The organism is Streptomyces sp. R21 (assembly GCF_041051975.1).
Taxonomy (GTDB): Bacteria; Actinomycetota; Actinomycetes; order Streptomycetales; family Streptomycetaceae; genus Streptomyces.
In genome coordinates this window covers 123,865-145,538 of record NZ_CP163435.1, presented here as the reverse complement: position 1 = coordinate 145,538, position 21,674 = coordinate 123,865, and the positions used below count along the sequence as shown (strand labels likewise).

Annotated in this window: 23 protein-coding genes and 1 pseudogene; 12 read left to right on the top strand and 12 right to left on the bottom strand. The window is 68.0% G+C overall.

Going from position 1 to position 21,674, the window contains the following annotated elements; all coding sequences use genetic code 11:
• Positions 1–7: 7 nt before the first annotated feature.
• Complete coding sequence (locus AB5J56_RS00710) at positions 8–1,204, bottom strand: M20 family metallopeptidase (protein WP_369228960.1); 1,197 nt, start codon at positions 1,202–1,204, stop codon at positions 8–10.
• Positions 1,201–1,764 (bottom strand): hypothetical protein, encoded by a 564-nt coding sequence (locus AB5J56_RS00705; protein WP_369228958.1) that lies wholly within the window; start codon positions 1,762–1,764, stop codon positions 1,201–1,203. The genes AB5J56_RS00710 and AB5J56_RS00705 overlap by 4 nt, the downstream gene beginning before the upstream one ends.
• 343 nt (positions 1,765–2,107) lie before the next feature.
• Here AB5J56_RS00705 and AB5J56_RS00700 point away from each other — a divergent pair, with 343 nt between their 5' ends.
• Positions 2,108–2,347, top strand: a complete 240-nt coding sequence (locus tag AB5J56_RS00700; protein ID WP_369228956.1) for a hypothetical protein — start codon at positions 2,108–2,110, stop codon at positions 2,345–2,347.
• A gap of 277 nt (positions 2,348–2,624) precedes the next feature.
• Here the strand turns inward: AB5J56_RS00700 and AB5J56_RS00695 are convergent, their stop codons facing one another.
• The 3 genes from AB5J56_RS00695 to AB5J56_RS00685 form a co-directional block, all read right to left on the bottom strand.
• A complete protein-coding gene (locus AB5J56_RS00695) occupies positions 2,625–3,026 on the bottom strand; it encodes an excalibur calcium-binding protein (RefSeq protein WP_369228954.1) in 402 nt (133 codons plus the stop codon).
• Between the two features lie 436 nt (positions 3,027–3,462).
• Positions 3,463–4,125, bottom strand: coding sequence for an HNH endonuclease family protein (locus AB5J56_RS00690; RefSeq protein ID WP_369228952.1), 663 nt, complete (start codon positions 4,123–4,125; stop codon positions 3,463–3,465).
• 365 nt (positions 4,126–4,490) lie between these two features.
• Positions 4,491–5,225, bottom strand: a complete 735-nt coding sequence (locus AB5J56_RS00685) for a hypothetical protein (RefSeq protein ID WP_369228950.1) — start codon at positions 5,223–5,225, stop codon at positions 4,491–4,493.
• 1,237 nt (positions 5,226–6,462) lie between these two features.
• Between AB5J56_RS00685 and AB5J56_RS00680 the strand changes: the two genes are divergently transcribed.
• Complete coding sequence (locus AB5J56_RS00680; protein WP_369228948.1) at positions 6,463–7,218, top strand: DUF5131 family protein; 756 nt, start codon at positions 6,463–6,465, stop codon at positions 7,216–7,218.
• Here the strand turns inward: AB5J56_RS00680 and AB5J56_RS00675 are convergent.
• Positions 7,208–8,311, bottom strand: a complete 1,104-nt coding sequence (locus AB5J56_RS00675; RefSeq protein ID WP_369228946.1) for a three-Cys-motif partner protein TcmP — start codon at positions 8,309–8,311, stop codon at positions 7,208–7,210. The genes AB5J56_RS00680 and AB5J56_RS00675 overlap by 11 nt on opposite strands.
• A gap of 481 nt (positions 8,312–8,792) precedes the next feature.
• Here AB5J56_RS00675 and AB5J56_RS00670 point away from each other — a divergent pair, with 481 nt between their 5' ends.
• Positions 8,793–9,494 carry a class I SAM-dependent methyltransferase gene (locus AB5J56_RS00670; RefSeq protein ID WP_369228944.1) on the top strand — a complete coding sequence of 234 codons (702 nt, stop codon included), beginning with the start codon at positions 8,793–8,795 and terminating at the stop codon, positions 9,492–9,494.
• A 383-nt stretch (positions 9,495–9,877) separates the two neighbouring features.
• On the opposite strand, the gene AB5J56_RS00665 is transcribed toward AB5J56_RS00670, so the two are convergent.
• Positions 9,878–10,162, bottom strand: a complete 285-nt coding sequence (locus AB5J56_RS00665; protein ID WP_369228942.1) for a hypothetical protein — start codon at positions 10,160–10,162, stop codon at positions 9,878–9,880.
• 148 nt (positions 10,163–10,310) lie between these two features.
• Positions 10,311–10,931 (bottom strand): TetR/AcrR family transcriptional regulator, encoded by a 621-nt coding sequence (locus AB5J56_RS00660; RefSeq protein ID WP_369228940.1) that lies wholly within the window; start codon positions 10,929–10,931, stop codon positions 10,311–10,313.
• Positions 10,932–10,967: 36 nt separating this feature from the next.
• Here AB5J56_RS00660 and AB5J56_RS00655 point away from each other — a divergent pair, with 36 nt between their 5' ends.
• From AB5J56_RS00655 to AB5J56_RS00645, 3 genes and pseudogenes are all read left to right on the top strand, one after another.
• The gene (locus AB5J56_RS00655; protein WP_369228938.1) at positions 10,968–11,765 is read left to right on the top strand and encodes an alpha/beta fold hydrolase; all 798 of its coding nucleotides are present in this window, start codon (positions 10,968–10,970) and stop codon (positions 11,763–11,765) included.
• Positions 11,765–12,436, top strand: a pseudogene (locus AB5J56_RS00650) (leucine zipper domain-containing protein); the annotation flags it as partial. The gene AB5J56_RS00655 and the pseudogene AB5J56_RS00650, both read left to right, overlap by 1 nt.
• A gap of 511 nt (positions 12,437–12,947) precedes the next feature.
• Positions 12,948–13,868: a LysR family transcriptional regulator gene (locus AB5J56_RS00645; RefSeq protein WP_369228936.1), complete on the top strand. Its 921-nt coding sequence runs from the start codon at positions 12,948–12,950 to the stop codon at positions 13,866–13,868.
• Between the two features lie 59 nt (positions 13,869–13,927).
• Here AB5J56_RS00645 and AB5J56_RS00640 read toward each other — a convergent pair whose 3' ends face one another.
• Entirely contained in the window at positions 13,928–14,086 is a 159-nt protein-coding gene (locus AB5J56_RS00640; RefSeq protein WP_369228934.1) for a hypothetical protein, read from the bottom strand.
• Between the two features lie 11 nt (positions 14,087–14,097).
• Here AB5J56_RS00640 and AB5J56_RS00635 point away from each other — a divergent pair, with 11 nt between their 5' ends.
• Positions 14,098–14,331, top strand: a complete 234-nt coding sequence (locus tag AB5J56_RS00635) for a hypothetical protein (RefSeq protein ID WP_369228932.1) — start codon at positions 14,098–14,100, stop codon at positions 14,329–14,331.
• A 203-nt stretch (positions 14,332–14,534) separates the two neighbouring features.
• Here the strand turns inward: AB5J56_RS00635 and AB5J56_RS00630 are convergent, their stop codons facing one another.
• Positions 14,535–16,295 (bottom strand): S8 family serine peptidase, encoded by a 1,761-nt coding sequence (locus AB5J56_RS00630; protein ID WP_369228930.1) that lies wholly within the window; start codon positions 16,293–16,295, stop codon positions 14,535–14,537.
• Positions 16,296–16,521: 226 nt separating this feature from the next.
• Between AB5J56_RS00630 and AB5J56_RS00625 the strand changes: the two genes are divergently transcribed.
• From AB5J56_RS00625 to AB5J56_RS00615, 3 genes are all read left to right on the top strand, one after another.
• The gene (locus AB5J56_RS00625; protein ID WP_369228928.1) at positions 16,522–16,824 is read left to right on the top strand and encodes a hypothetical protein; all 303 of its coding nucleotides are present in this window, start codon (positions 16,522–16,524) and stop codon (positions 16,822–16,824) included.
• 146 nt (positions 16,825–16,970) lie between these two features.
• Complete coding sequence (locus tag AB5J56_RS00620) at positions 16,971–17,753, top strand: alpha/beta fold hydrolase (protein WP_369228926.1); 783 nt, start codon at positions 16,971–16,973, stop codon at positions 17,751–17,753.
• Between the two features lie 252 nt (positions 17,754–18,005).
• Positions 18,006–18,314: a hypothetical protein gene (locus tag AB5J56_RS00615; RefSeq protein ID WP_369228924.1), complete on the top strand. Its 309-nt coding sequence runs from the start codon at positions 18,006–18,008 to the stop codon at positions 18,312–18,314.
• A 50-nt stretch (positions 18,315–18,364) separates the two neighbouring features.
• On the opposite strand, the gene AB5J56_RS00610 is transcribed toward AB5J56_RS00615, so the two are convergent.
• Positions 18,365–18,691: a nucleoside triphosphate pyrophosphohydrolase gene (locus tag AB5J56_RS00610; protein WP_369228922.1), complete on the bottom strand. Its 327-nt coding sequence runs from the start codon at positions 18,689–18,691 to the stop codon at positions 18,365–18,367.
• A 202-nt stretch (positions 18,692–18,893) separates the two neighbouring features.
• Positions 18,894–20,207: a multiprotein-bridging factor 1 family protein gene (locus AB5J56_RS00605; RefSeq protein ID WP_369228920.1), complete on the bottom strand. Its 1,314-nt coding sequence runs from the start codon at positions 20,205–20,207 to the stop codon at positions 18,894–18,896.
• A gap of 171 nt (positions 20,208–20,378) precedes the next feature.
• On the opposite strand from AB5J56_RS00605, the gene AB5J56_RS00600 reads away from it, so the two are divergent.
• Both AB5J56_RS00600 and AB5J56_RS00595 read left to right on the top strand, forming a co-directional pair.
• Positions 20,379–20,825: a hypothetical protein gene (locus AB5J56_RS00600; protein ID WP_369228918.1), complete on the top strand. Its 447-nt coding sequence runs from the start codon at positions 20,379–20,381 to the stop codon at positions 20,823–20,825.
• A gap of 183 nt (positions 20,826–21,008) precedes the next feature.
• Positions 21,009–21,668 carry a trans-aconitate 2-methyltransferase gene (locus tag AB5J56_RS00595; protein ID WP_369228916.1) on the top strand — a complete coding sequence of 220 codons (660 nt, stop codon included), beginning with the start codon at positions 21,009–21,011 and terminating at the stop codon, positions 21,666–21,668.
• Positions 21,669–21,674 lie beyond the last annotated feature (6 nt).

Genomic DNA, 21,674 nt, shown 5'->3' with positions numbered 1-21,674 from the left:
TGGGATCTCAGACGGGACTCAGCAGGTCAACAACCGCTTGGTGGTAGACGGCGTAGACCTTCGGGAGTTCGGCGAGGTGGGCGCGTTCATCCAGGCCGTGCAGTCCCTCATAGGGGACGCCGAAACCGGCGGTGACGGCGATGTTGCCGTGGCTGGCGAGCAGGTTGCCGATGTTCGAAGGACCCGCGGTCTTGGCGTGCGGGTCGAGTCCCGTCTCCTTGGCCGCGCGGAACAGCGCGGCGGCCGGCTCCTGGCCGGGCTGGAGCTGGAACGGCGGCCACGCAGCGACGACTTCGACGTCGGTGGGCCGCGGGCCGGGCAGGTCCCGGTCCAAGGCCGCGATGAGATCGTGGACGAGCAGTCCGGCTTCGTCCTCACCGAAGGAAGGGGTCAGACGCACGTCGACGTTCAGCACACACAAGTCGGGCACCACAGAGAATCCTTCACCGCCATGGCAGGCGGTCACCGAAATCTTGGGCGGCAGCGGGAACGGGTCGCCGGGCGCCGCAGGCGCCATGACGGCATTGTCCAGGGACTGGATCAGACAGGCGGCCCGAGAGATCGCACCGGTCGTGCGGCGGCTGGAGCCGGAGTGCCCGGACGCACCGGGCACCGACACGCGCGCCCGCCACAGCCCACGGCCGCCCACGACCACTTCATCGAGGCCCGGATAACCGATCATCACGCCGGCCGGTACCGGGATCCCAGGGTCCGCCAGATAAGCCCGAGCACCGCCGAAAGAGCCGGTGTGCTCATCGACGTCCAGAAGCACCGCCAACCCCCCGGCCAGCTGGCCGGCTTGGGCGCGGACATCGGCGGCGATGTGACAGAACATGGCCGCCGCAAGCTTGGAGTCCGCCGCTCCCCGGCCCAGCAGCCACCCGTCGCGTACCTCGCCGGACGTCGGCGAGAAGGTCCAGGCGCTCTCATCGCCGAACGGCGCGGTATCCACACAGGCATCCAGTGCCCACCACGCCCCGGGCGCACCACCGGCGATCTCCACCACCAGACCGACCAGATTCCCCTCCGGGCTCATCAGCCGCTTGTGCGGCAGACCGTGGCCGAACAGCCACTCCTCCAACACATTCAAGACCGGTCCGTAGGGGTCGAGGCCGCCACGGGAGGGCACCCGCACCAGCCGCTGCGCCAGATCGATCACCGACGCCACCCGATTCCGTGCCGGCTCCACCAGGTTCTCGCTCACGTTTCTCCTCGCCTGCCCGCATGGCCCTCCCGCACGGCAAGTGCGTGCACCGCCTCGGCGCTCTCCACCGGCCGCGCCGACGCACACGCCTCACGCCCGTGCTGGACCAACCCCACCGCCGCCTCGCGTCCCAGCAGAATGCCGCAGTCGAACGCCTGCGCGCCGTGGAACGACGGCAGCGGCACGACCGCCGAACTCTCAGAGGCGACGAAGAACCGTTCCATGGCAGTCATTTGTTCCACGATGCCGATCCTCAACGTCTGGACGCCGTGGCGCCGCTCACGCGGATCACGCAACTCCAGCAGCCGCAGCAGATGGTCCGTCAATTCCGGATGCCGGGGCGGCCCGTATAAGACGCGGTAGTGCACGAGATCAGGAGCCTGGGCGACGGCCGTTTCAATCGCGGCCAGATACGACTTCTCCCGGGACCGGCTGCCGGTCACCACCAACCACTCCTCGGCACAATCCACGACCTCGACCATGGCCTCCAGCAGGTCCATCCAGCGAGTGAGGACCTTCACGACAACCGCCGTTCCCGACTCCTCCAGAACGCTGACCAACGCCCCGTCCTGGTGCGCGAACAGCAGCTCCGACCGCTCCCGGTACAGCTGACACAGAGCCGCCCGATTCCGAGTACCGGTACGCCGCCGACCGGACTCCCAGGCACTCAACAGGCTGGCGTCCGCCGACCCTCCCGTGATCACATTCAAGCGCTCGACCGCATCCTCCAGCGTCCAATTCCGTGATACTCGAGCGCGTTTCAACGCCGTCTCGCCACCGGCCGACCGTGACATGGCCTCCCCCTAACGCTCGTACCGAAGTCGTCCCCGTCGCCGGGGACGCCGGAACCTCAGGTTGTTGATCCAGGCTCGCCGAACACCACTTGAAGGAGGGGACCACACGATGAACCAGGTCGTGGTGCTGCCCGCCGGATCGTGGGGCACAACCGTGGCGAGTTCTGCGCGCGCCACTTCCGCGGCCAATTCCTCGAACACGTGCCCTGAGGTCGACCGCAAGGCCGACGGAATCGTGATGCGCGCTGCGCAGATCCTCGCCGACAACGGCTTTGGCGTCGACCTTCCGCTGGGGGAGAAGGACGCGGCCAAGTGCTTGCCCTGCACGCCTGGGTCCAACTGCCACTGAACCGGGCAGCGTTGCAGGCCGGGAGCCGCATCGTGCGGCTCCCGGCCCGTTCGCGCCGGCGCCGAACCACGGCCGGGCACGGAGCGGCCCACACGGGCGAACAACAAGTATCCGGCGGCGATCAAGGCGCGGGGGTCAGGAACGCGTATTCCAGAAAACTCCAAAACATCAACATCAACATCGGCACGGGCGACAAACGCTTCCGTGTCCGTCACCGCGCGTGCGGTCGGATACTGGCGTGGATCTGAACGCCAGGCGGGCATCTTCTAAGGTGCACTCAGGTGCGGCGCATGCGGTGCAGAGTGAGACCGGCTGCGAGGGCGCCGCTTGCGGTGAGGCCAAGGCCCACGCTCATGTCCCATCCTGACGGGCCTGTGCGGACGGTGCCGCCCGCACCGCCCTGAACACCGCGGGTGGGGGTGGCCGCTGAGGGGACGGCAGTCTGGCTGGGCGAGGCGGTGGCTCGGTGCGGCAGTGCCTCACAGGCGATGCCGTCATCCGGGCCCTGGTCCTCGTCCAGACGGTTGGGGTCCGACGGGTCGGCATTGAAGACAGCCTGCGCGTCTTCCTGAAAGACGAAGTCGCGGCAGTCGAGGTCCTGGGCGTATGCGACACCGGACAGCGGGGCGATCGACGCGATCGCGGCGACTATGCCGCCTGCAACGCTTTTGCGGTTCATGAAAGGCCTCCTCCCAGCCTGAAGCGGCCGATGTCCCTGACGCTAGAAGCTGCTGTTCGGTGCGGCTCGGGAGGGTAGGCCGAATGGGCCCCGGAAGGATGGAGAACAAGGGCGCACCGGAGCCCGGATCGCCGCCTTCCTGCGCACCTGGAATCCCTGATCTGCTGGGGCCGTCATCCCACGCGGCGCAACGGGCTCGTCCGTACCCGTCCCGAGCCGTGCCCGGTGGGTACCGCGCTCCGTGACCGGAAGCCGCAGGGGCCGTTATACTTGATCTTGAGTCGGTCGCCAGAACTCGTGGTGCCTGGTACTGCGTTGGTGGTCCAAGGAAAGACGTCCCGCTTCCTGCGGGACGATGCAGGTGCAAGGCCTGCCCGGCGCTCGAACGTGAGGCCCGCTCCGCGATCTGCGGAGCGGGTCTCACGCGTTCTGGGGGTCATCGGGCGCGGGTGACCTCGATGGGGATGTTCGGGCAGCCACCCAGGGTGTCGGTGAGCGCGGCCTGTTCCGCGGGGTCGATGGCGAGATTCCAGCGGGTTTTGACGCTCACCCAGTCGGTGGCGTAGGTGCAGCGGTAGCCGGCGGCCGGGGGCTGCCAGGTCGCCGGATCTTGATCAGATTTGCTGCGGTTGGAAGCGGCGGACACCGCAATCAGCGCCCGCGAGTCCCCGAGGTCGTTGGCGTAGGCCTCGCGCTCCTTCGCACTCCAAGCGGAGGCGCCGGAATCCCAGGCTTCGGCGAGCGGGACCAAGTGGTCGATGTCGAGGGCGCGGGCCTGGGTGAAGTAGGTGTCGTCATACGGCGAGTACCAGGTGCCGCCGGTGAGCTGGCAGTTGGCGCCCTGCTCGGGAGCAGTGACTGCCTCCTCGAGCAACACCTCGCTCCTTGTCGAGCATCCGTTGTGGTCGGCGTCGATCCAGTGCCGGAACTTCGTGCGTTCGTAGCCGGTGCGGTCCTCACCCTGGACGAGGAGTGCCGTCAAGGCGTCGCGGATGGGCAGGGCGACAGTGTCGCCGGGGGCGGCGGCATGTGCGTTGGTAGGGGTGAGCAGGACGGCGAGCGCGGACAGTGCGGCGGCCGCGGCACGGGTGAGACGCACGGAGGCTTCCTCTCGAAGATCACAAACAGGTCGTGATCTTCGTAGCGGTGATCGCCTCCGCTCCGCCCAGCGGTTTGCTGCCGCTTCACCCGTGCGGACGGTAAGTCACACCGCTGCACGGGCCTTCAGCCGCTACTGCGGAATGCCGAGGTGGCGAGGCCGGGAGGTGACCAGGGCGCGCCAGCGCTCACGGGTGGCCGGCTCACCGTCGACCCACCGGACGCCGGATACGTGAGCGGGGGCCAGGCCCGCCATGACCCGCCGGTCTATCGGCGGGCCGCCAGTCGGCGCGCAGCACGGTGCGGTCGCACAACTGCTGGTCTGGCCCGGCCATTTTGAGAACACAGCCACAAGCCGCGTTGCCCTCACAAGTCGAGGAAGGGCTTAACCTCGCCGACGACCTTGAGCAGCCTGCCAGCGCACTCGCGGAGTTCTTCGTGGTTCTTCTCCCGGCGCGCCAAGGCCCTCCTCAGGGCCTCTTCCGCCAATTCAAGGCGACGACGCAGGCTCTGCTGTTGCCCGCCGGGAACGGCCAGCTCTTGGCTCAGGGAGCCAATCTTCGTCCGCAACGCGCCTATGCAGACCGCAAGCGCCGCATCCAGCTCGATCTTTCTTTTGAGCTTGGTCTCTGCGGACTCAAGCCGACCCTTGATCGCTTCCTTACGTTCGCGTTCTTCTTTGGCGCGGGCCTTCTCCAGTTCCTCCTGCCTCTCAGGCGTAAAAGCTATCTTCTCCTTGAAGCCTGTCCCCTTCTCAAGGCTGGCGAGGCCTATAAACAGATCATCGTGACTCAATACTCCCGCCACTCCATCGCGCACCCTGCGCGGATAGTCTTTACCGTAGAGAAATGCCGAACAGAAGTCCTTGGCTTTTATTCCCTCTTTCTGGCAGTCTTGATATAGTCCCCAAAAGAGCTTGCCGTACTCGCTGTCCGGTCCCTTTTCAGGTACCAATTTGGATTTGTTGAGATAGAACTGAACCGCACTCAACTGATCATTGGCGCTTGAGAGGTCCCGACTCATCTCCTCCTTGCCCCTGCGTGACTCCACGCTGGAGGACTGTGATTCCTGGCTACCATTGGAAAAACGCTGCTTCTTCATTTCTCTTTGCCTTTCTATCCGCCGCGAACAGCGGATAGAAGCTGGGCGATGGCAGTGATTATCGCTGCTAGCGCCCACAGAGCGGGAATGATCCATTTGACCCATGCATGCCCTGCATGGGCAGGCTCACCTTGATGCCCAGTCATGTCAATCCTCTCAGCGGAGGCCAACACGCATTGCCCCCGGCATTCAATCGGCTCCCTTCGATGATCGGAGCGACCAACGTGGATTTACCAGAGCTCAGTCAGCGCAAACGAAGATTGCGCCGGACTCACAGCAAGCGCCACCTTAGAAAGCCTCTCCCGCTCTCTTGACGCCGTTCCTGCCTTCAAGTAGGGCGAGGGTCCGCGGGTGAAAATAGTGGGCAGAGTGCCATCGTTCATTGGTACATCTTTAGGGAAAGGCACACGCCGCGATACTCCTGTTTCACCAGTGAATTGTGATTTCTCCCGTCCCGCCCGTGCAGCGCGTGGATCCGGGCATCACGGAGACAGCCGAGCGGCAGACCAGGGCGCTGCGGGAGCTGAACTGGCGGATCATCCCGGAGCTGGAGGCGTCCTCGGAGTGCCAGTTCGGTCCAGCTCGAAGCGACCCGCCTCCGGCGCCGCCGCGGATCCGGGGCCACCCGTACTCTCGCTGCGTCGAGCCCGGACCGAGCGGACTCCGGAAACCGGTACGTCGGGACCCTGCTGCCCGGTCTGCTCCGCTGCGCACGACGGGCCTTGGCAGGACGGTGGTCTGTGAGGTCGACACCGGTGGTGGCACGATGAGTTGGCCGCCAAGCACCACGTCGAAACCGCCGCCGCGCAGAGCGCTGCTGGTGAGCCGGCCGCACCGGGCCCGGTCGTGCTCTCCGTCGCGCGCCCGGTACCCGCCGCGCCCGCAGCGCAATCTGCGGTCGGCGTCGGCCGCAGATGCGTCGGCTTGGCTCGCGTCGCCGTGCGGGCTGGCAAGGAAGCGGCGGCGGTCGTAGACGGGGCGGCGAGCGGATGGGATTGGCGGAGGCCGGAGCCCGGAGCGCTGGTCGCCGAGCGGGCCTTGAGATGGCCGGTTCCAGGTGCGCGTACTACCGGACGAAGGGGAACGTGTGTTCGATGTTCAGGTTAGTGGGTACGGTGCGGGCGCCGGATGATTGGATGCCGATACCCGATGGTGCGACGGGTCGTTGGGCCTGCAGCGGGCGACGACTGCGCCGTCGGGTGATGAGGCCCGGTTCGAGGGGATGGAGGGCCGGCCGGTGAGTGACCGCAGTTCGATCGAGTGGACCGAAGCGACGTGGAACCCGACCACGGGATGTGACCGCATCTCCGAGGGGTGCGACAACTGCTATGCATTGACGCTGTCGAAGCGGCTGAAGGCGATGGGGTCGCCGAAGTACCAGGCCGACGGTGACCCGCGTACCTCGGGGCCTGGATTCGGGCTGACGCTGCACCCGGACGCGCTGTCCGTTCCGTTCGGATGGAAGAGTCCGCGCACCGTATTCGTGAACTCCATGAGCGACCTGTTCCACGCTCGGGTGCCGCTCGACTACGTGCGCCGCGTCTTCGAGGTGATCGCCGAGACTCCGCAGCACACCTATCAGGTGCTGACCAAGCGGGCACGGCGCCTGCGGCAGGTTGCCGACCGCCTGGAGTGGCCGGCGAATCTGTGGATGGGCGTGTCGGTGGAGAGCGTGAAGGAGCTGCCTCGTGTTGACGACTTACGGCAGGTGCCGGCCGCGGTCAGGTTCTTGTCGTGTGAGCCGCTGATCGGCCCGCTGGGCGGCCTGGACCTGACGGACATTCACTGGGTGATCGCCGGTGGCGAGTCCGGGCCCCGCTTCCGCCCGGTGGAGGAGGAGTGGCTCACTCAGATCCGGGACACCTGTCTTTCGGCCGACGTGGCGTTTTTCTTCAAACAGTGGGGTGGGCGCACCCCGAAAGCGTCTGGCCGGCACCTGCAGGGCCGTACCTGGGACCAGATGCCCCTGGCTGTGGCGGCACCTACAGGCTGATCGTGCTCTTCGTGGTGAGCTTCCCGGCGGATTGGACGGTGATCTGCCCGTCCAGCCGCATCTGGCGTGCGGCTTTCAATGCGTGTTTGGGCAGCCAGCGGGCGGTCTCCGTGAGCAGCCAGTCGCCGACCGTCTCCACTGTGGCGGCCCCGGTGCTCAGCCGCTGGGCGACCAATTCCAGCAGTTCGGGGTCGCACAGCTCGTCCATCTGGAAGAAGTTGAGCTGGCCGTCGGCTTCGGCGCCGCGGGTGCGGGGGTCGCGGAAACTTTCGCCGTCACGGTCATCGACCTTCCACATGGCGTCCTTCATCGCCTTCAGCCCGGCGGGGCTGCCGGTGCCGAAGACCAGATAGAGCGGCTGGCCGGTGCGGGGCACGAGCTTGAACTGCAGCTGGTAGCCGAAACCGGCCCGGCGCAGCGCGTCGCGGAAAGTATTAAGCCAGATCCGCCATCGTTCGTCGGAACGCAGTTCATCGGCTGCCGGCGTCCAGAAGCCGCGGCCGCCGAAGACTGAATCCAGGATGTCCGCGTTGAGCTCCTCGCGTCGGCTGAACCAGTTCGGGCCGAAGGTGGTGATCACTTCGCTGGAACGGTTTCGGGCGATGCGCCTCATCACCTCCAGCGGCACGTTGACGCTGCCCCAGCTGTCGAAGATGCCGAGGATCGGATGGCCCCAGGCTCCGAGTTCGGTAAGGACAGGCAGGCTGTCGCGGCCGGCATCACCGCGCCGGACCTCAACTCGTACCGGCAGATCCTTAAGCGGCCCGAACTGGGAGTCCAGTTCCGCGAGAAGGTGCTCGTGGCGGGCGCGGTCCTTCTCGATGAACACCAGGTGCACCCGCTGGGGGCTGAGATGCATGCGGTCGACTGCGTGATGGTGGAGCAGGCGATCGAGGATGAACACCGGAGATCCCGGCTCGTTGTCCTCGTAGCGGCCGGGGCCGGCGAAGGCATCCAGGAGCGTGACACGCGGGCGCGTGTAGCCGTTGCCCTGGGAAGTCTGCAGCAAGATCGGCCACCAGGCGTCCAGATACCGCTGGTAGAGCCTGTGCTTCGCAGCTGTGGCCGGCTCCAGCTTCCATAACACGCCCATGCCCGCTCCCCCTTGGACCACTGCGGCCGACGGCTGACACATGCCAGCCGCACTCCCCTGATCACTGATGGTGAGTGCAACAATGTTCACCGTAAAGACCGCATACCAGCCGCGCGCAAGGGGCCGGGGGCCTGATTCCTGTCTCATCTCGGGCACCTGAGCCTCGGCTATACCCGTGGGGGCAAACGTGAGAGGAGCCGCGTTGTCGGTGGGCGTTCGTACGCTGTAGCAGTTCGACAGCGACGTCGGACTGAGTCCGTGATGAAGACGGCGCACATCGTCGCCGCCGACGGCTGGGAGGTTGACCTGTCGCTGTGGGCGGACGCCGCCGAGTGCGGGCCGTGCCACCCGGGCAACGACTCGCACTGACCGTGCCGTAGCACGGGCACTTGGGGGCTCTGGCGAGAAGGCCGGGGCCCCCCGGGCTGCCTTCGGGTGACATTTCGTCGAAGCCGCCCGCCGCCGTGCCACGGTCGCCAGGATGGGGCGGGTGACCACCAACACCGCAGACCTCTGGCACCACTACGGCCGCGCCCGCGCCGCCAGTGACCGCGGCGTTCCGGACGGCTTCTACTGGGCCTGGGGGCAAGACGCCGGGCCCGGCGCGGAGGTCTTGGGCAACCTGGCCGGGCGCTGTGTAGGCGACCTCGGCGCCGGCGCTGCCCGGCACGCCGCGCACCTGGCGGTGCAGCACCAGCCAGCCCGGGTCACCGCGGTCGACGCCTCGCCCGCCCAGTACGCCATGGCGACCGACCTGTACGGGTACCTCGCGCCGCGCCTACGCATCGTGCACTCCGACGTGGCACCTCATCTACACGCGATGCGCGGCACGTACGACGTGCTGTACAGCGTCTTCGGCGCCATCGACTTCACCGACCCGCGCGAGCTGCTGCCGGCGGCGGCCGCAGCGTTGCGGCCGGGCGGGCGGCTGGTGTTCGCGACGCTCGCCCACTACCTGAGCGGGACGCCTGCCCAGCCGGATGTGGTCGCGGCCGATGTGCCAGCCAAGACACCGGATGGCGAGGAAGCCACCATGCGCCGCTGGGTGCTGCAGGAGCACGTGTGGACCAAGCTGCTCGACGAAGCCGGATTCACCGAGATCACCATCACCGTTCTCCCCGCCACGGCCGAAGGCGCACGCACCGCCGACACGCTGTTGGTGAGTGCGCACCGCCCGTCCTGACAAGCGGACCTATTGGCCATGCCCATGCAGGTCACTGAACATCAGATCGAAGCCCAAGGTCAGGCATGCGGGGAGCAGGAGAGCAGCTCCGGCCGGAGCAAAGTAGGCCTTGGGACCATCCCCGCGCGTGCAGGGAGCAGCGACATCGGCCCCGAACTTGGGTGAGCATGGGGGACCATCCCCGCGGGTGCGGGGCCGACTGCGTCCTCAACGACACAGCCCCCCCCGGCGCCGAGGAACATTCCCCCGCGGGTGCAGGGCCGACCCCTTGATGTTGCCGCCCGGCGGCCGAACGAAGGGACCATCCTCGCGTGAGCGGGGAGCAGGCCGTCGGCGTCATCGCCGACCACGCGCCGCTGGCGAGTCGACTGGACCGGAGACGCTTACCATCTCTCCCGCTCTGCCTGCTCATGCTCGTCGAGAACGTACGCGACTCTACGCACGGCTTCGGGTATCGCGCGGCTCAACACCGGCAAGGCCCAGTACCAACTGCTGGTACCAAGAACGTCGTTGACCAGGCAGGGTTCTGGGCCCGCGCTCCTGCGCTGGCGGAACATCCCCGCGTCGGCGGGGACCACGACCAGGACGAGCAGTTCGAGGGCTGCCTCAGCGGACCACCCCCGCGTCGGCGGGGACCACAGGATGATCGACGCCGCTCCGGCGCCCATCCATGAAACACCCCCTCGTGCCCGGAGGTGACGATGATGCCGGGGGCGGAACACTCCGCGTCGGCGGGGACCACGAGACCAAACAACACGAGCTGCTGGGCCTCGACGGAACACTCCCGCGTCGGCGGGGACCACTAGATGTTGCGGGTCAGGACGTTGGTGACGTGAGTTGTTGGCAGATCAGTTGGTGAGCAAGTTGCACCGTCGCGAGCAGGTCCTCGCGAGCCGTGTCGACGTTGGACCGCACTGACAATCCGTGCCAGACGGATTGGATGAGCCCGGTCAGGACCGCTGCGTTGGTGCCCGCGGTTAGTTCCCCGTCCTGGATCGCTCGCTCGATGCGCACTAGGAGAGCCTGCTCGTTCGAGCTATGCAGTTCGGCGACGTAGGCGCTGGTATCGAGCGTGCTCGTGCTGTCGGTCATCACGGCGCTGCTGATGAGACACCCCGGGTGCGTGCCGCTTGGCTGGGTGAACTCGTGGACCGAGTCGGTCAGGATGCGTTCGATGACGGTCTGGATGACGTTCTCGGCGACAGCCTGCTGGTAGATCTCGCGGTACCGCTCGACGTAGGTCCGCACCGCTTCCTCGAACAGTCCGGCCTTGCTGCCGAAGGCGGCGTAGAGGCTGGACGTGGAGAGCCCGAGGGCCGCGGTCAGGGTGCGGGTCGAGGTGCCGGAGTAGCCGCGTCGCCAGAAGAGGCGAGCGGCTTCGAGGACCGCACGGTCGCGGTCGAAGGCTCGGGGGCGTCCACGGTTGCGTTCGGTCACGCTTGCATTGTAGATCGTTCGCTCCATAATAGATTTATGGAGCGAACGATTCAGAAGAAGCTGTCGGTCGGCGGGGACAGCTGGGTCACGGTCGATGTATACGGGGAGCCGGATGCTCCGGGCCTCGTCCTCGTCCCGGGCGTCATGAGTGATGCGCACACGTGGCGCCGGGTCGTGGGCGCCATCGCGGCCTGGCCCTCAGTGGTAGTCGTAAACCGTCGGGGACGCACTCCCTCGGGGCCCTTGACCAGTTCCTACTCGCTGCGGACAGAGGTCGAGGACCTCGGCGTGGTCCTTGACGAGTTCGACAGCACGAGGGCGCTTTTCGGCTGGAGCTACGGCGGCTTGATCACCTTGCTAGCCGCCAACGATCGCCCGATTCCCCATGTGATCGCCTACGAGCCGGTGATGCAGCCATTCGGACACCATGCAGTGCCGGACCTGAAGAGCGCAGCGGAGACGGCGGACTGGGATCGCTGCGTCGAGATCGTCAATCGGCAGATCTCCGGCTTCTCCGCTGCGCATGTCGAGGATCTTCAGGCCGATCAGCACGGTTGGGCGATCTTGCGTCGCTTGAGCGAACCGCTGTACGCCGAACTCGGCGCGCTCAACGCGGCGCCGCCTCCGGATGTGATGGCGCGACAGGCAGATCAAGTGGACCTGATCATCGGCCAGTGCAACCGCGGAACAGCCCCCTACGGAACGTCGTTCGACAATGTGCGGCAGCACGTCGCTCACGCCGGAGTCCACGAACTCGCCGGCCAGGGCCATCTGGCCCACATTCAGGCGCCGGCAGAGCTTGGCCACCTGCTCAACAACCTCGCCGCCATTTGATGGGCGCACCGCTCTCCATTGAGGGCCGCAGGCGACTCGTCGAGCGGTGCAAGTCACGTCCGATCGCCCACGTTGCCGCGGAGATGGGCATCTCCAGGGCATGCGCCTCCAAGTGGGTCAACCGGTACCGTCGTCATGGTGAGCTCGGCCTGCACGACCGGTCCTCCACACCCCACCGCTAACCCACAGCCACACCGGGCGAGGTAGTGGAGCGGATTGAGCAGAGGCGCCGAAACCACAAGTGGTCCGCAGGACGGATTGCCTTCGAACTCAGCCAAACCGTTCACGCCGTGAGCCGTCGCACCGTCACCCGGCACCTCGCCCATCTCGGTCTGAGCAGACGACGATTCATCGACCCCGACGGCCACACCACGCGGAAACCACGCACAATCACCGCTCGCCGACCGGGCCACATGGTGCACATCGACGTGAAGAAGGCCGGACGGATACCTGACGGCGGCGGATGGCGCGCCCACGGCCGAAACAGCGATCACTCCCGGGCAGTCAGCCGGAACAAGAAGAAGACCGGCCGTGGAGGGTACGTGTATCTGCACTCGGCGATCGACGGACACACCCGCCTCGCCTACACCGAGCCCTTGCCGGATGAGAAAGCCTCGACAGCGATTGCGTTCCTGCACCGGGCCAGGGCGTGGTTTGCCGTACACGGCATCACTCGGATCGAACGCGGAACACCCCTGCGTCGGCGGGGACCACGAGTCACCGCGCGGCCCACGGGTCTGGTATTTCGGAGCAACCCAGCGTCGGCGGGGACCACGTGGGTGTCATGCCTCAGTTACGACTCGTAAGCGGAACACCCCCGCGTCGGCGGAGACCACTTCAACGAGGGGGCCGTCAACGAACACATCAGCGGAACACTCCCGCGGACGCGAGGGTGTTCCGCGTCATCGTTCGCGCAGGTCTCCTCGACAACCACCTTCAGGCTCACGCCCCGGGCGTGGGGTGTGTAGCGCTCCCGCAGGGTGGCTCCGGCGTCCTCCACCACAATGGTCACCGCGGTCAGAAGCGTGGCGCCGAGGCCAGGCACGGCTGTGGCCATGGGGTGCTCCCTGAAGTCGGTAGTAGCGGGCCGGTGTTGGGTGTTCCTTTCGGCCCCGCGTCTCGAAGGTAGAAGCCACCACTGTTAACGACAGTTGCATGATATTCATTTGTATAGTTACTTTCATGCAACTGGATTTGAATCTGCTCACTGCCCTGGACGCGTTGCTGGAGGAGGGCAGCGTGGCTGGAGCCGCGGACCGGCTGCACGTCACCGCGCCGGCCATGAGCCGCTCGCTGGGTCGTATCCGCAAAGCCACCGGCGATCAGATCCTGGTCCGCACCGGACGCCACATGACGCCCACCCCCCGTGCGCTGGCCATGCGCACCGAGGTCCACGCGCTGGTACAGCAAGCTCACCAGTTGCTGTCCGCCCATACGGACCTCGACCTGGCAGGCCTGGAGCGGGTGTTCACCGTCCGCTTGCACGACGCCCTCACTACCGCCTGCGGGAGCGCCCTCGTCGCCGCGGTGCACCGCCAGGCCCCGGAGGTGAAGATACGTCTCACGGTCGAGCCCGGCCACGACACCCCTGAGCTGCGTCGCGGCGAAGTCGATGTGGCCTCCAGTGCCGGACCGCCGTCCCAGCCCGACATCCGTCACCGCCTCATCGGCCAGGACAGGATCATCCTTGCTGTCCGGGCGGCCCATCCACTCACCGAAGGGCCGGTGACCGTCGAGAGGTACGCGGCGGCCGATCACGTGACCGTCTCCCGGCGTGGAAGCCTCCGCGACCGGGTCGACGAGGTCGTCGCAGCCCTCGGCCAGGAGCGCCGTGTCATCGTCTCCGCCCCCGCGACGGACACCGCACTGCAGCTCGCCCGTGACGCCGACGTCGTGGTCACCCTCCCCGACGCGGTCACCCGCTCCGCCCGCGACCAGCTGGGCCTGACCACGCTGTCGCTACCATTCGACCTGCCACCCGTACCTCTCTACCTGCTCTGGCACCAGCGTTACGACAACGACCCCGCCCACACCTGGCTGCTCAACCTGGCGACCCAGACCCTCCAGGACCTGTTCACCACTCCCGACGCCTCTGACCAGTAGCGTTCCGGCAGGGCACTCCTCGACGGGCTTCAAGCGCGGCTGGGTGTGTCGACATGGATTCACAATCCTGACCCGCCTTCCGGCTGGAGGTCGCGGGCTGCTTTCGGCGCGTCGGCCTTCCCGCGGCGGATGCGGCGTACGCCTTCGATGACGCCGGTCACCACGAACGCAAGCCCGACACCGACGGCGATGGCCAGCGGCGTGTTCTCCTGAAACACGACAACCGGCCATGAGCCGCACACTGGGCCGGATCCGGCGGGCAACGGGCGACGAAATCCTGGTCCGGGCCGGGCGGGCAATGCTGCCCACGCAGTACGCCGAGGAGATTCGCGAGGAGGTGCATGCGATCGTCACCCGAGCCCAGGCCGTCCTCGTACCGACCGCAGAGGTCGACCCGGGCACGCTGGAGCGCACCTTTACGGTCAAGTGCCGCGTCACCAACCTGTCCAGGCAGCACACCTAGGCCGTCCGCGGCCTTCCTGGGGACGCCTCCGGCATGGTGGCCCCAACCACGGCGTACACCGCCGCCGAGGCCCATATGCCCTCTGCCGCCCAGCAGTTCGCAGCCCTGGCCGAACAGACCGCAGCCCACCTTGTCCGCGGCTGCGGGCGGGGAGCTGTCGCCGGCGCAGTGCGTGCTGTACGCGGGCGTTGCCGGGCCCTGCGCTAGAAGGTCAGGTTCCAGGCGTCGATCTTGCCTGTGTCGGAGGCGGCGTTGTCGTTGACGCGCAGCTTCCAGGTGCCGTTCGCGACCTCCGAGGAGGCGTTCACGGTAAAGGTCTGGGCGATGTTGTCGGCGCTGCCGCCGGCGTGGTTGTGCAGCGTGTAGACGGTGCCGTCCGGCGCCACCAGGTCGACCTTCAGGTCACCGATGTAGGTGTGCGCGATGTCCACACCCACCTTGAGGGTGGCCGGGGCGTTGCCGGTCACGCCGGTTACGGCGATCGGGCTCTCCACGGTCGCGTTGTCGTTGATGGCGAAGTCCGCGAGGTTCTCGAAGTACTTGCCGGTCGGCGGGGTGGCCCCGACGGCCTTGAGGGCGTCGACCTGTCCCTCGCCGAAGAACGAGTTGTTGGCCGTCGTGCCCGTGCAGCGGCTGTCCGAGGGGCAGGCGATGTCGTTGGCCTGCTCGGCCAGCTTGGCGCGGAGCTGCGCCGGGGTGATGCCCGGGTTGGCGCTGGCGATGAGTGCCGCCACGCCGACCACGTGCGGGGTGGCCATCGAGGTGCCGCTCTTGCTGCCGTAGCCGCCGCCGGGGACGGTGGAGTACACGTTGCTGCCCGGCGCCGCGACGTCGATGACGCCCTGACCGTAGTTGGAGAACGAGGCCTTGGTGACGCCAGTGCCGTTGGCCGCGACCGTGACCACGCCCGGCAGCTCGGTCGGGATGTCGAGGCAAGCGTTGGTGATAGTGCGGGTGACCGGCGTCGAGTCGTTCGGGCTCGCGGAGTCGGTTGTCTTGTGGGCGAGGTCGTAGTTCTCGTTGCCCGCGGCGGCGATCTGGAGGGAGCCCTTGCCCTCGGCGTACTCCTGGGCGCGCTTGACGCCCTCGATGATGGCGGCCTGGTCGATGTTGTCCGGGCAGTTGAACTGCCACGGGTCCGTGTAATAGCTGTTATTGGTGACCTTGAAGCCGTGGTCACCGGCCCAGACGAAGCCGCAGATGGTGTTCTCGGCGAAGAAGAACGAGTTGCCCGGCTCGGCGACCCGGACCGCGGCGATCTTCACCCCGGGTGCCACTCCGACGACGCCCTTGCCGTTCTTGGCCGCGGCGATGGTGCCCGCTACGTGGGTGCCGTGCGTGTCGACGTCCCGCCACGCGCCGGCACGGGTGTCGGGCTTGCCGTAGGCGCAGGAGACCGAGTCGGCCGCGTCGAAGTTGGGCGCCAGGTCTTGGTGCTGGTCGTCCATACCGGTGTCCAGGATGCCGACCGTGACGGAGGCGGAGCCTGGGTTCATGGCCCAGGCCTGGTCGGCCTTGATCTGGCTCATGTCGGTCCGGACCGGTTCTCCGGCCGGGGTCGAGGCCTGAGCCGGATTTGCCGGGAGCGCCGGGGTGTAGGCGTCGGCCGGGACGTCCGAGGTACGCGTGGCGCCGACCTGCTGCACGCCGGCGACACCGCGCATGGTGGCGGCGAATCCGCTGGACGCCGAGTGGGCGACGATCACGCCGATGGCGTCGAAGTTCGAGAAGACGGTGCCGCCGTTGGCCGCGATCGCCGAGCGGACCGCCGAACTGTCACCGGGGGCAGTGATCACGAGGTAGGCACGCGTCCCGGCCACCCAGGTCGCACTCTGGGAAGCCGGCGCGACGGCCAGAGCGTGGGCCTTGGCGGCCGGCGCGGTGGAGGGGCCGACGGGGAGCGTGCCCGCGAGGGCTCCCGGGGCGCCGAACGCGAGGGCGGCGCCGAGCGTGGCCGCCAGCACCAGCGTGCGTCTAGGTCGGCTGGCTATGTGGGGTATCAATGCGTCCTCCGGAGACGGCCCGGCCGTGCTGAGGGCACCGGCCGGGCCGTACGAAACGAGTGGTGGGTGCAAGATGTCAGGTGCATGCTCCTGTACGGAAGTACCTTTCCGCGCAGGGACGTTATAGAGGCATGGCTGAAAAGAGACGTACTCCGGGCATCGAGGGTCGGGATCCACCGAAAGCTCGGTGACGTCGACCGCGCCCTGGCATACGCCGCCGGCCTGGTGCTGGCCGTGCTGCCCGCAGACCCAGACCCGCGACCCGAGGTCGTTCGTCGACCCAAGCGTGTGGGACCGGCAGATCACCCTGCTCGTGCGCGACCACCCGTTCGACCGCCTGATGGCCGAACGCCTCTTCGGCCAGGCCGTCGCCTACCTGATCACGGCGATGGAGACATGGGGACAGGGCCTGGAGATCGGATGCGGCGCCCTGGCCGCCAACGCCAGCCTGCGTCCTCGAATCGCTGTGAACGTTGCCCGCAGATGTTGAGGACCCAGTAGACGGGCCAACCAGCGCAACCGATCAAGATGACCCTTTTGTCGAGTGCGTCATAGAATCGTCAGAACTCCAGCCTGCCAGCGGGGATCGCCTCGCCATACCCTTTGTGAGCGGGAGTCCACTGTCCGGAGGTAGCCATGAGGGAATCCTGGGAGCTTCTGACGTCGGGGCCACCGGATGCGGATCGATCGGTCCTGCTCCTGCCGGGCGGAGCCAACGCCGCCCGGTCGTTCAACCTGGTGATGGCTGATCCGGCGCTGTCCGGTGTCCGTTTGGTCGCTACGACGCTCCCGGGCATGGCGGGCGCGCCTGTGTCCGAAGACATGTCCATTCCCGCGCTGTCTCGCAGCGCCGGGGAGCTGGCCAAGGAACACCGGTGCGACGTGGTCGTGGGCTTCTCCCACGGCGCGACGGTGGTCCTGGACATGGTGCTGTCGGGGCACTTCCATGGCCCGGCCGTGCTCCTCGGCATCAGCCTGACCACTGAGGATGAGGCACCGTTCTTCCGCGCCGTCGTACGGGCGTCGCAGAAACTCGGTAGCTTGCCGATGGCCGCACTGCTCCGGCTCATGCCGCTGATGGCCAGATTTGCCAAGGCACCTGAGCTGCACAAGAAGGAACTGATTGAGGACTTCAAGCAGAACAGAGCCAGTGATTCGGTTCGAGCGTGCGGCGAGTACCTCGACTACATTGCTGCAGATCGAGACTTCGCCGCCGAGCTGGCCACATCTGGCAATCCTGTGTGGGTGGTCCACGCCGAGAAGGGGGATGGAGGCCTGACCGACGCCGAACGCGCCACGCTCGAAGCCGCTCCCAACGTGACCCTGGTGACGATTCCCGGCTCGGTGTTCCTCCTCCCGGACGAGGCTCCACAGGAGACCGCCGCAGCGATCGCAAGCGCTCTGTCGCAGGCGTTCTGACCATCGACACAATGACCTCGAGCACGGTCGACGGGGTGCCGGTAACGAACGTGTCATGAGCCCCAGACGGGCCTGGGCGCAGATGTTCGTAAGGGGAACCCTCAACTTCACCATGCCCACGCACGGAGCACCCCCGCGTCGGCGGGGACCACGGTGAGTCATGGATGACGCTGACCTGTTGCGCCGGAATACCCCCGCGGACGCGGGGCCCTCAAGGACGCGGCGTCCTTCGCCCGCCCTGGTGGCCATGTCGTGGTGGTCACCCGCTCACCGGAGGAGGTCGCCAAGGCCGCCGCGGACGGCGGCTGGACGGCCCATCACGACGGCTTCTGGTCCAGCCAGAGCAAGGGGACCTTCCAGCGCGGCATCGACCCGGGCGAGATCGCCGCACTCGCCCGTCAGGCCGGCCTCGCCCCCACTGGTGCCCCCGGGCTGCCGCTGCCCGGGGTCTGCCATGCCGTCCTGGCCAAGCCCCGGACGTGGATCGCGTACCCGAGCACGTTCCCAGCCGCCCGCGGCCTGCCCGAAGCCGGGTATCGGCCAACGTCCCCAGTCGCGTGAGCAGTTGCGCACCACGTCGTGTGCCAGCCGGTCGCCGGGACGGCCTGCGGTCAGCGGTTGCCCGTCCAGATGATCCGGTCGGCGAAGCCGCCCCGCGCAGCCGCCTTGGCCTCGCGGAGCTTCTCCAGCTGATCCGCGTCAACTCCCAGGTCGGTGGCGAGCGCGCGCACGACCTCCAGCACGTCCGCGAGTTCCTCCGGGGCCGAGTCCTCATCCGCCTCAAGGAACTCGGCGACCTCCTCGCCAAGTTTCTCCCTCAGCCGGCCGCGGTATTCCTTTCGGTCCGCGATGTAGGTGACCGGCTCGGCCCCGTTCTCGCGGATGATCTGCGGAATCCGATCCCGTACCAACTTGCCGTGCCTGCTGTAAGGCTCCACCCGTACTCCCGCAGCTGTCTCCGTGAGGCGGTCGCCGGACGCCGCCCGTCATGCCGCCGCAGCCTAGGGAAGTCGCCTCACCACTCGTCATGTGAACCGCCAATCCCACCCGTTTGGAGGCTCCTGCCGCCGTGGCGCGTGTCCAGCACGCTGATGCGCCGCGGTGATCGGGGAACTACTGCAGAGTGTTGCGGGCCTGGGATCAGATGGCGCCGATGCGCCGGGCGAAGTCGCGTCCTCCGGGCACGGGTCGGGGCTGGTGCAGCAGACGCACGGCGAGCGTGCGCACGCTGCTGCGGCGCACATCCTGCGGGGCTGCCCGCTCGGCGAGCGTCAACGCCCGCAGTGTCTGGTCCGGCTTGCCCCACAGCTCATAGGCGCGGGCAAGGTCCAGATATAGGCGGGCGCGGCGCTCGCGCGGCAATCCTTGGACCGCGATGCGGCGGGCCTGCTCGACGGCCGCGCCGGCGTCGCCGAGCAGGTGGTGGACCGATACTTCGTGCAGGGAGACCTGGTCCGCGCCGAAGTACCCGCCCGCGGCGGCCGGGGTGTCGCGGCCGAGCTGGACGGCGCACCCGCGGGCCTCGGCGAGCAGAGCGTGCGCGGTGTCTCGGTCGCCCGCCTTGGCCGCACTGTAGGTCGCGGTGGCGAGCAGGTTGCCGCGTGCCGACAGGCGCCCGGCGGTGTCCGGGGTGCGGGTGCCAGCGAGCTGGTCGGCGGCCCGCACGGCGATCGCAGTCGCCCGCCCGTACTGCCCGTGGCGCCGGTGGGCGCTGGAGACCATCCGGTGGGCCTCGGCCAGCACCAGCGGTGCGCCTGTCGCGGCCGCTGCGGTGACGGCCCGGTCCGCGGTGATGGCCGTCAGCCGATCGTCCCCGAGTTTGATGCACAACCGCGCCGCGACGGCGAACAGTTCGGCGCTTGCGCGCTGCCCCGGCTCGCCGCGGGAGGCCTGTGCGAGCGCGAGGCGTTGCGGCAGCGCCCGGGCAAGCGCGTCATACCGGCAGGCGAGCACGTCCGCGCGGGAGGCCTGCACGGCGAGAGCGGCGGCCTCGGCGGTGGGCTCCACCGCAAGCGTCGGCGGCCCGAACACCAGCAAGTCGTCCAGACCGGAGAGCGGGGCGGCAGCCGCCGGAAGCGGTGAGCCCAGCACCGAGGCCGCGGCCGCAGTGGAGGCCCAGGCCAACAGTTCCCGACGGCGCATCGGATCGTCCTCCTCGCGTACTTGGGCGGTCACTGTAGTGGTCCGCGCGGGAAGCAGCCCCAAGACCGCGCCCAAGACCAGGCGAGGCATTCCCACCGAGTCGGCGATCTGCCGCAGCATCTGAACGTCCCCCGGAGCCGCCCGGTGCTCCAGCCGCGAGATCGTCGAGGCCGAACAGCCCACCCGGTCGCCCAGGTCCTCCTGCCGCCAGCCGCGGGCCTCGCGGCCCAGCCGCACCAGCGAGCCCGCGTCGCCAGCCGCCATCAGGCGCCGCACACGCGGCGAGGTCCACAGCGGATCGTGTGTGCGCATCGCACCCCCCGACCTGGCACGGCCCAGTCTGCTCACGCTACGGGCCCCGCCCGCGCCTGTCAGCGGCGCGTGCACGATGTGCAAACGGCGTGCGCGGCGCGGCAATTCACTCCCGGCCCCGGCCGGTCCGCAGTGTGCTGGACCGACCGTCCCCGACCGAGGGAGTCCACCATGGCAACCGCACTCCAGCCCCAGATCCAGACCCGCGACCCGAGGTCGTTCGTCGACCCGAGCGTGTGGGACCGGCAGATCACCCTGCTCGTGCGCGACCACCCGTTCGACCGCCTGATGGCCGAACGCCTCTTCGGCCAGGCCGTCGCCTACCTGATCACGGCGATAGAGACGTGGGGACAGGGCCTGGAGATCGGATGCGGCGCCCTGGTCGACACGGCCGTGCACGGCTTCATCCTCGACACCGTCAACTACCGCGAGTTCTGCGCGCGCCACTTCCGCGGCCAATTCCTCGAACACGTGCCGGAGATCGACCGCAAGGCCGACGGAACCGTGGTGCGCACCGCGCAGATACTCGCCGACAACGGCTTCGCCGTCGACCTCCCGCTGTGGGAGAAGGACGCGGCCAAGTGCTCGCCCTGCACGCCCAATTCCAACTGCCACTGAACCGGCAGCACTCCAGGGCCGGGAGCCGCATCGCGCGGCTCCCGGCCCGTCCGCACCAATGCCCGGCCACGGCCGGACACGGAGCGCCCCACACGGGCGAACACCAAGCATCCGGCGGTGATCAAGACGCGGTGGTCAGTAGCGTGAGCGGCCCCACCCTCCCCACGACGAGGCCGCCGCCCCATGCAGAACATCACCGACCACACCTCCTACTGGGACCACTACGCTCAGGGCGTTGCCGACGAGAGTCGCGAGGAAGCCTTGGCTGCCGCGTTCGGCTGGACCCAGTACGACGGCCACGGGCCCGGCGCCGAACTCCTCGGCCAGCCGCACACGGCACTGGAACTCGGCTTCGGCCGGGGCAACGCCGTAGCCGCCCTGGCCGCCAACGGCGTACAGGCGCACGGCATCGACCTCTCCTCCGTCCAGTGCGCCAAGGCCCGCGAACGCTGGGGCGAACTGGCAGGCGCCCGCTTCATCGAGGGCGACGTACTCGACTACCTCGCCCGCCCCGGGGAGCCGTACGACACGGTCTATTCGATCTGGGGCGCCCTCTGGTTCACCGACCCCGAGGAACTGCTGCCCCTCATCCGCGACCGGCTCGCACCCGGCGGGCGCCTGGTGTTCTCCCAGGCCCCCGCCGTGCCCGGCTCCACCGGCATCCAGGGCATGTACGGGGCCGGCTTCAAGGGCCGCCGCACATGGATCTACCGCTGGGCATACGAGCCCGAGGGATGGGCCGACATCCTGACCAAGCACGGGTACCGCGACATCCACGCCCAGGTGCTCGCCGCCCCCGACCCCGAGAACGTCGGCACCCTCATCGTCGAAGCCCGCAGCTGACTGCCA

What these genes read in the sequence shown, in the direction of transcription:
- AB5J56_RS00700 (WP_369228956.1), top strand. Translation starts at nt 2,108, where the DNA reads ATGAACCAGGTCGTGGTGCTGCCCGCCGGATCGTGGGGCACAACCGTG.
- AB5J56_RS00695 (WP_369228954.1), bottom strand. Translation starts at nt 3,026, where the DNA reads ATGAACCGCAAAAGCGTTGCAGGCGGCATAGTCGCCGCGATCGCGTCG.
- AB5J56_RS00685 (WP_369228950.1), bottom strand. Translation starts at nt 5,225, where the DNA reads ATGAAGAAGCAGCGTTTTTCCAATGGTAGCCAGGAATCACAGTCCTCC.
- AB5J56_RS00675 (WP_369228946.1), bottom strand. Translation starts at nt 8,311, where the DNA reads ATGGGCGTGTTATGGAAGCTGGAGCCGGCCACAGCTGCGAAGCACAGG.
- AB5J56_RS00670 (WP_369228944.1), top strand. Translation starts at nt 8,793, where the DNA reads ATGGGGCGGGTGACCACCAACACCGCAGACCTCTGGCACCACTACGGC.
- AB5J56_RS00665 (WP_369228942.1), bottom strand. Translation starts at nt 10,162, where the DNA reads ATGGGCGCCGGAGCGGCGTCGATCATCCTGTGGTCCCCGCCGACGCGG.
- AB5J56_RS00655 (WP_369228938.1), top strand. Translation starts at nt 10,968, where the DNA reads ATGGAGCGAACGATTCAGAAGAAGCTGTCGGTCGGCGGGGACAGCTGG.
- AB5J56_RS00645 (WP_369228936.1), top strand. Translation starts at nt 12,948, where the DNA reads ATGCAACTGGATTTGAATCTGCTCACTGCCCTGGACGCGTTGCTGGAG.
- AB5J56_RS00635 (WP_369228932.1), top strand. Translation starts at nt 14,098, where the DNA reads ATGAGCCGCACACTGGGCCGGATCCGGCGGGCAACGGGCGACGAAATC.
- AB5J56_RS00620 (WP_369228926.1), top strand. Translation starts at nt 16,971, where the DNA reads ATGAGGGAATCCTGGGAGCTTCTGACGTCGGGGCCACCGGATGCGGAT.
- AB5J56_RS00605 (WP_369228920.1), bottom strand. Translation starts at nt 20,207, where the DNA reads ATGCGCACACACGATCCGCTGTGGACCTCGCCGCGTGTGCGGCGCCTG.
- AB5J56_RS00600 (WP_369228918.1), top strand. Translation starts at nt 20,379, where the DNA reads ATGGCAACCGCACTCCAGCCCCAGATCCAGACCCGCGACCCGAGGTCG.
- AB5J56_RS00595 (WP_369228916.1), top strand. Translation starts at nt 21,009, where the DNA reads ATGCAGAACATCACCGACCACACCTCCTACTGGGACCACTACGCTCAG.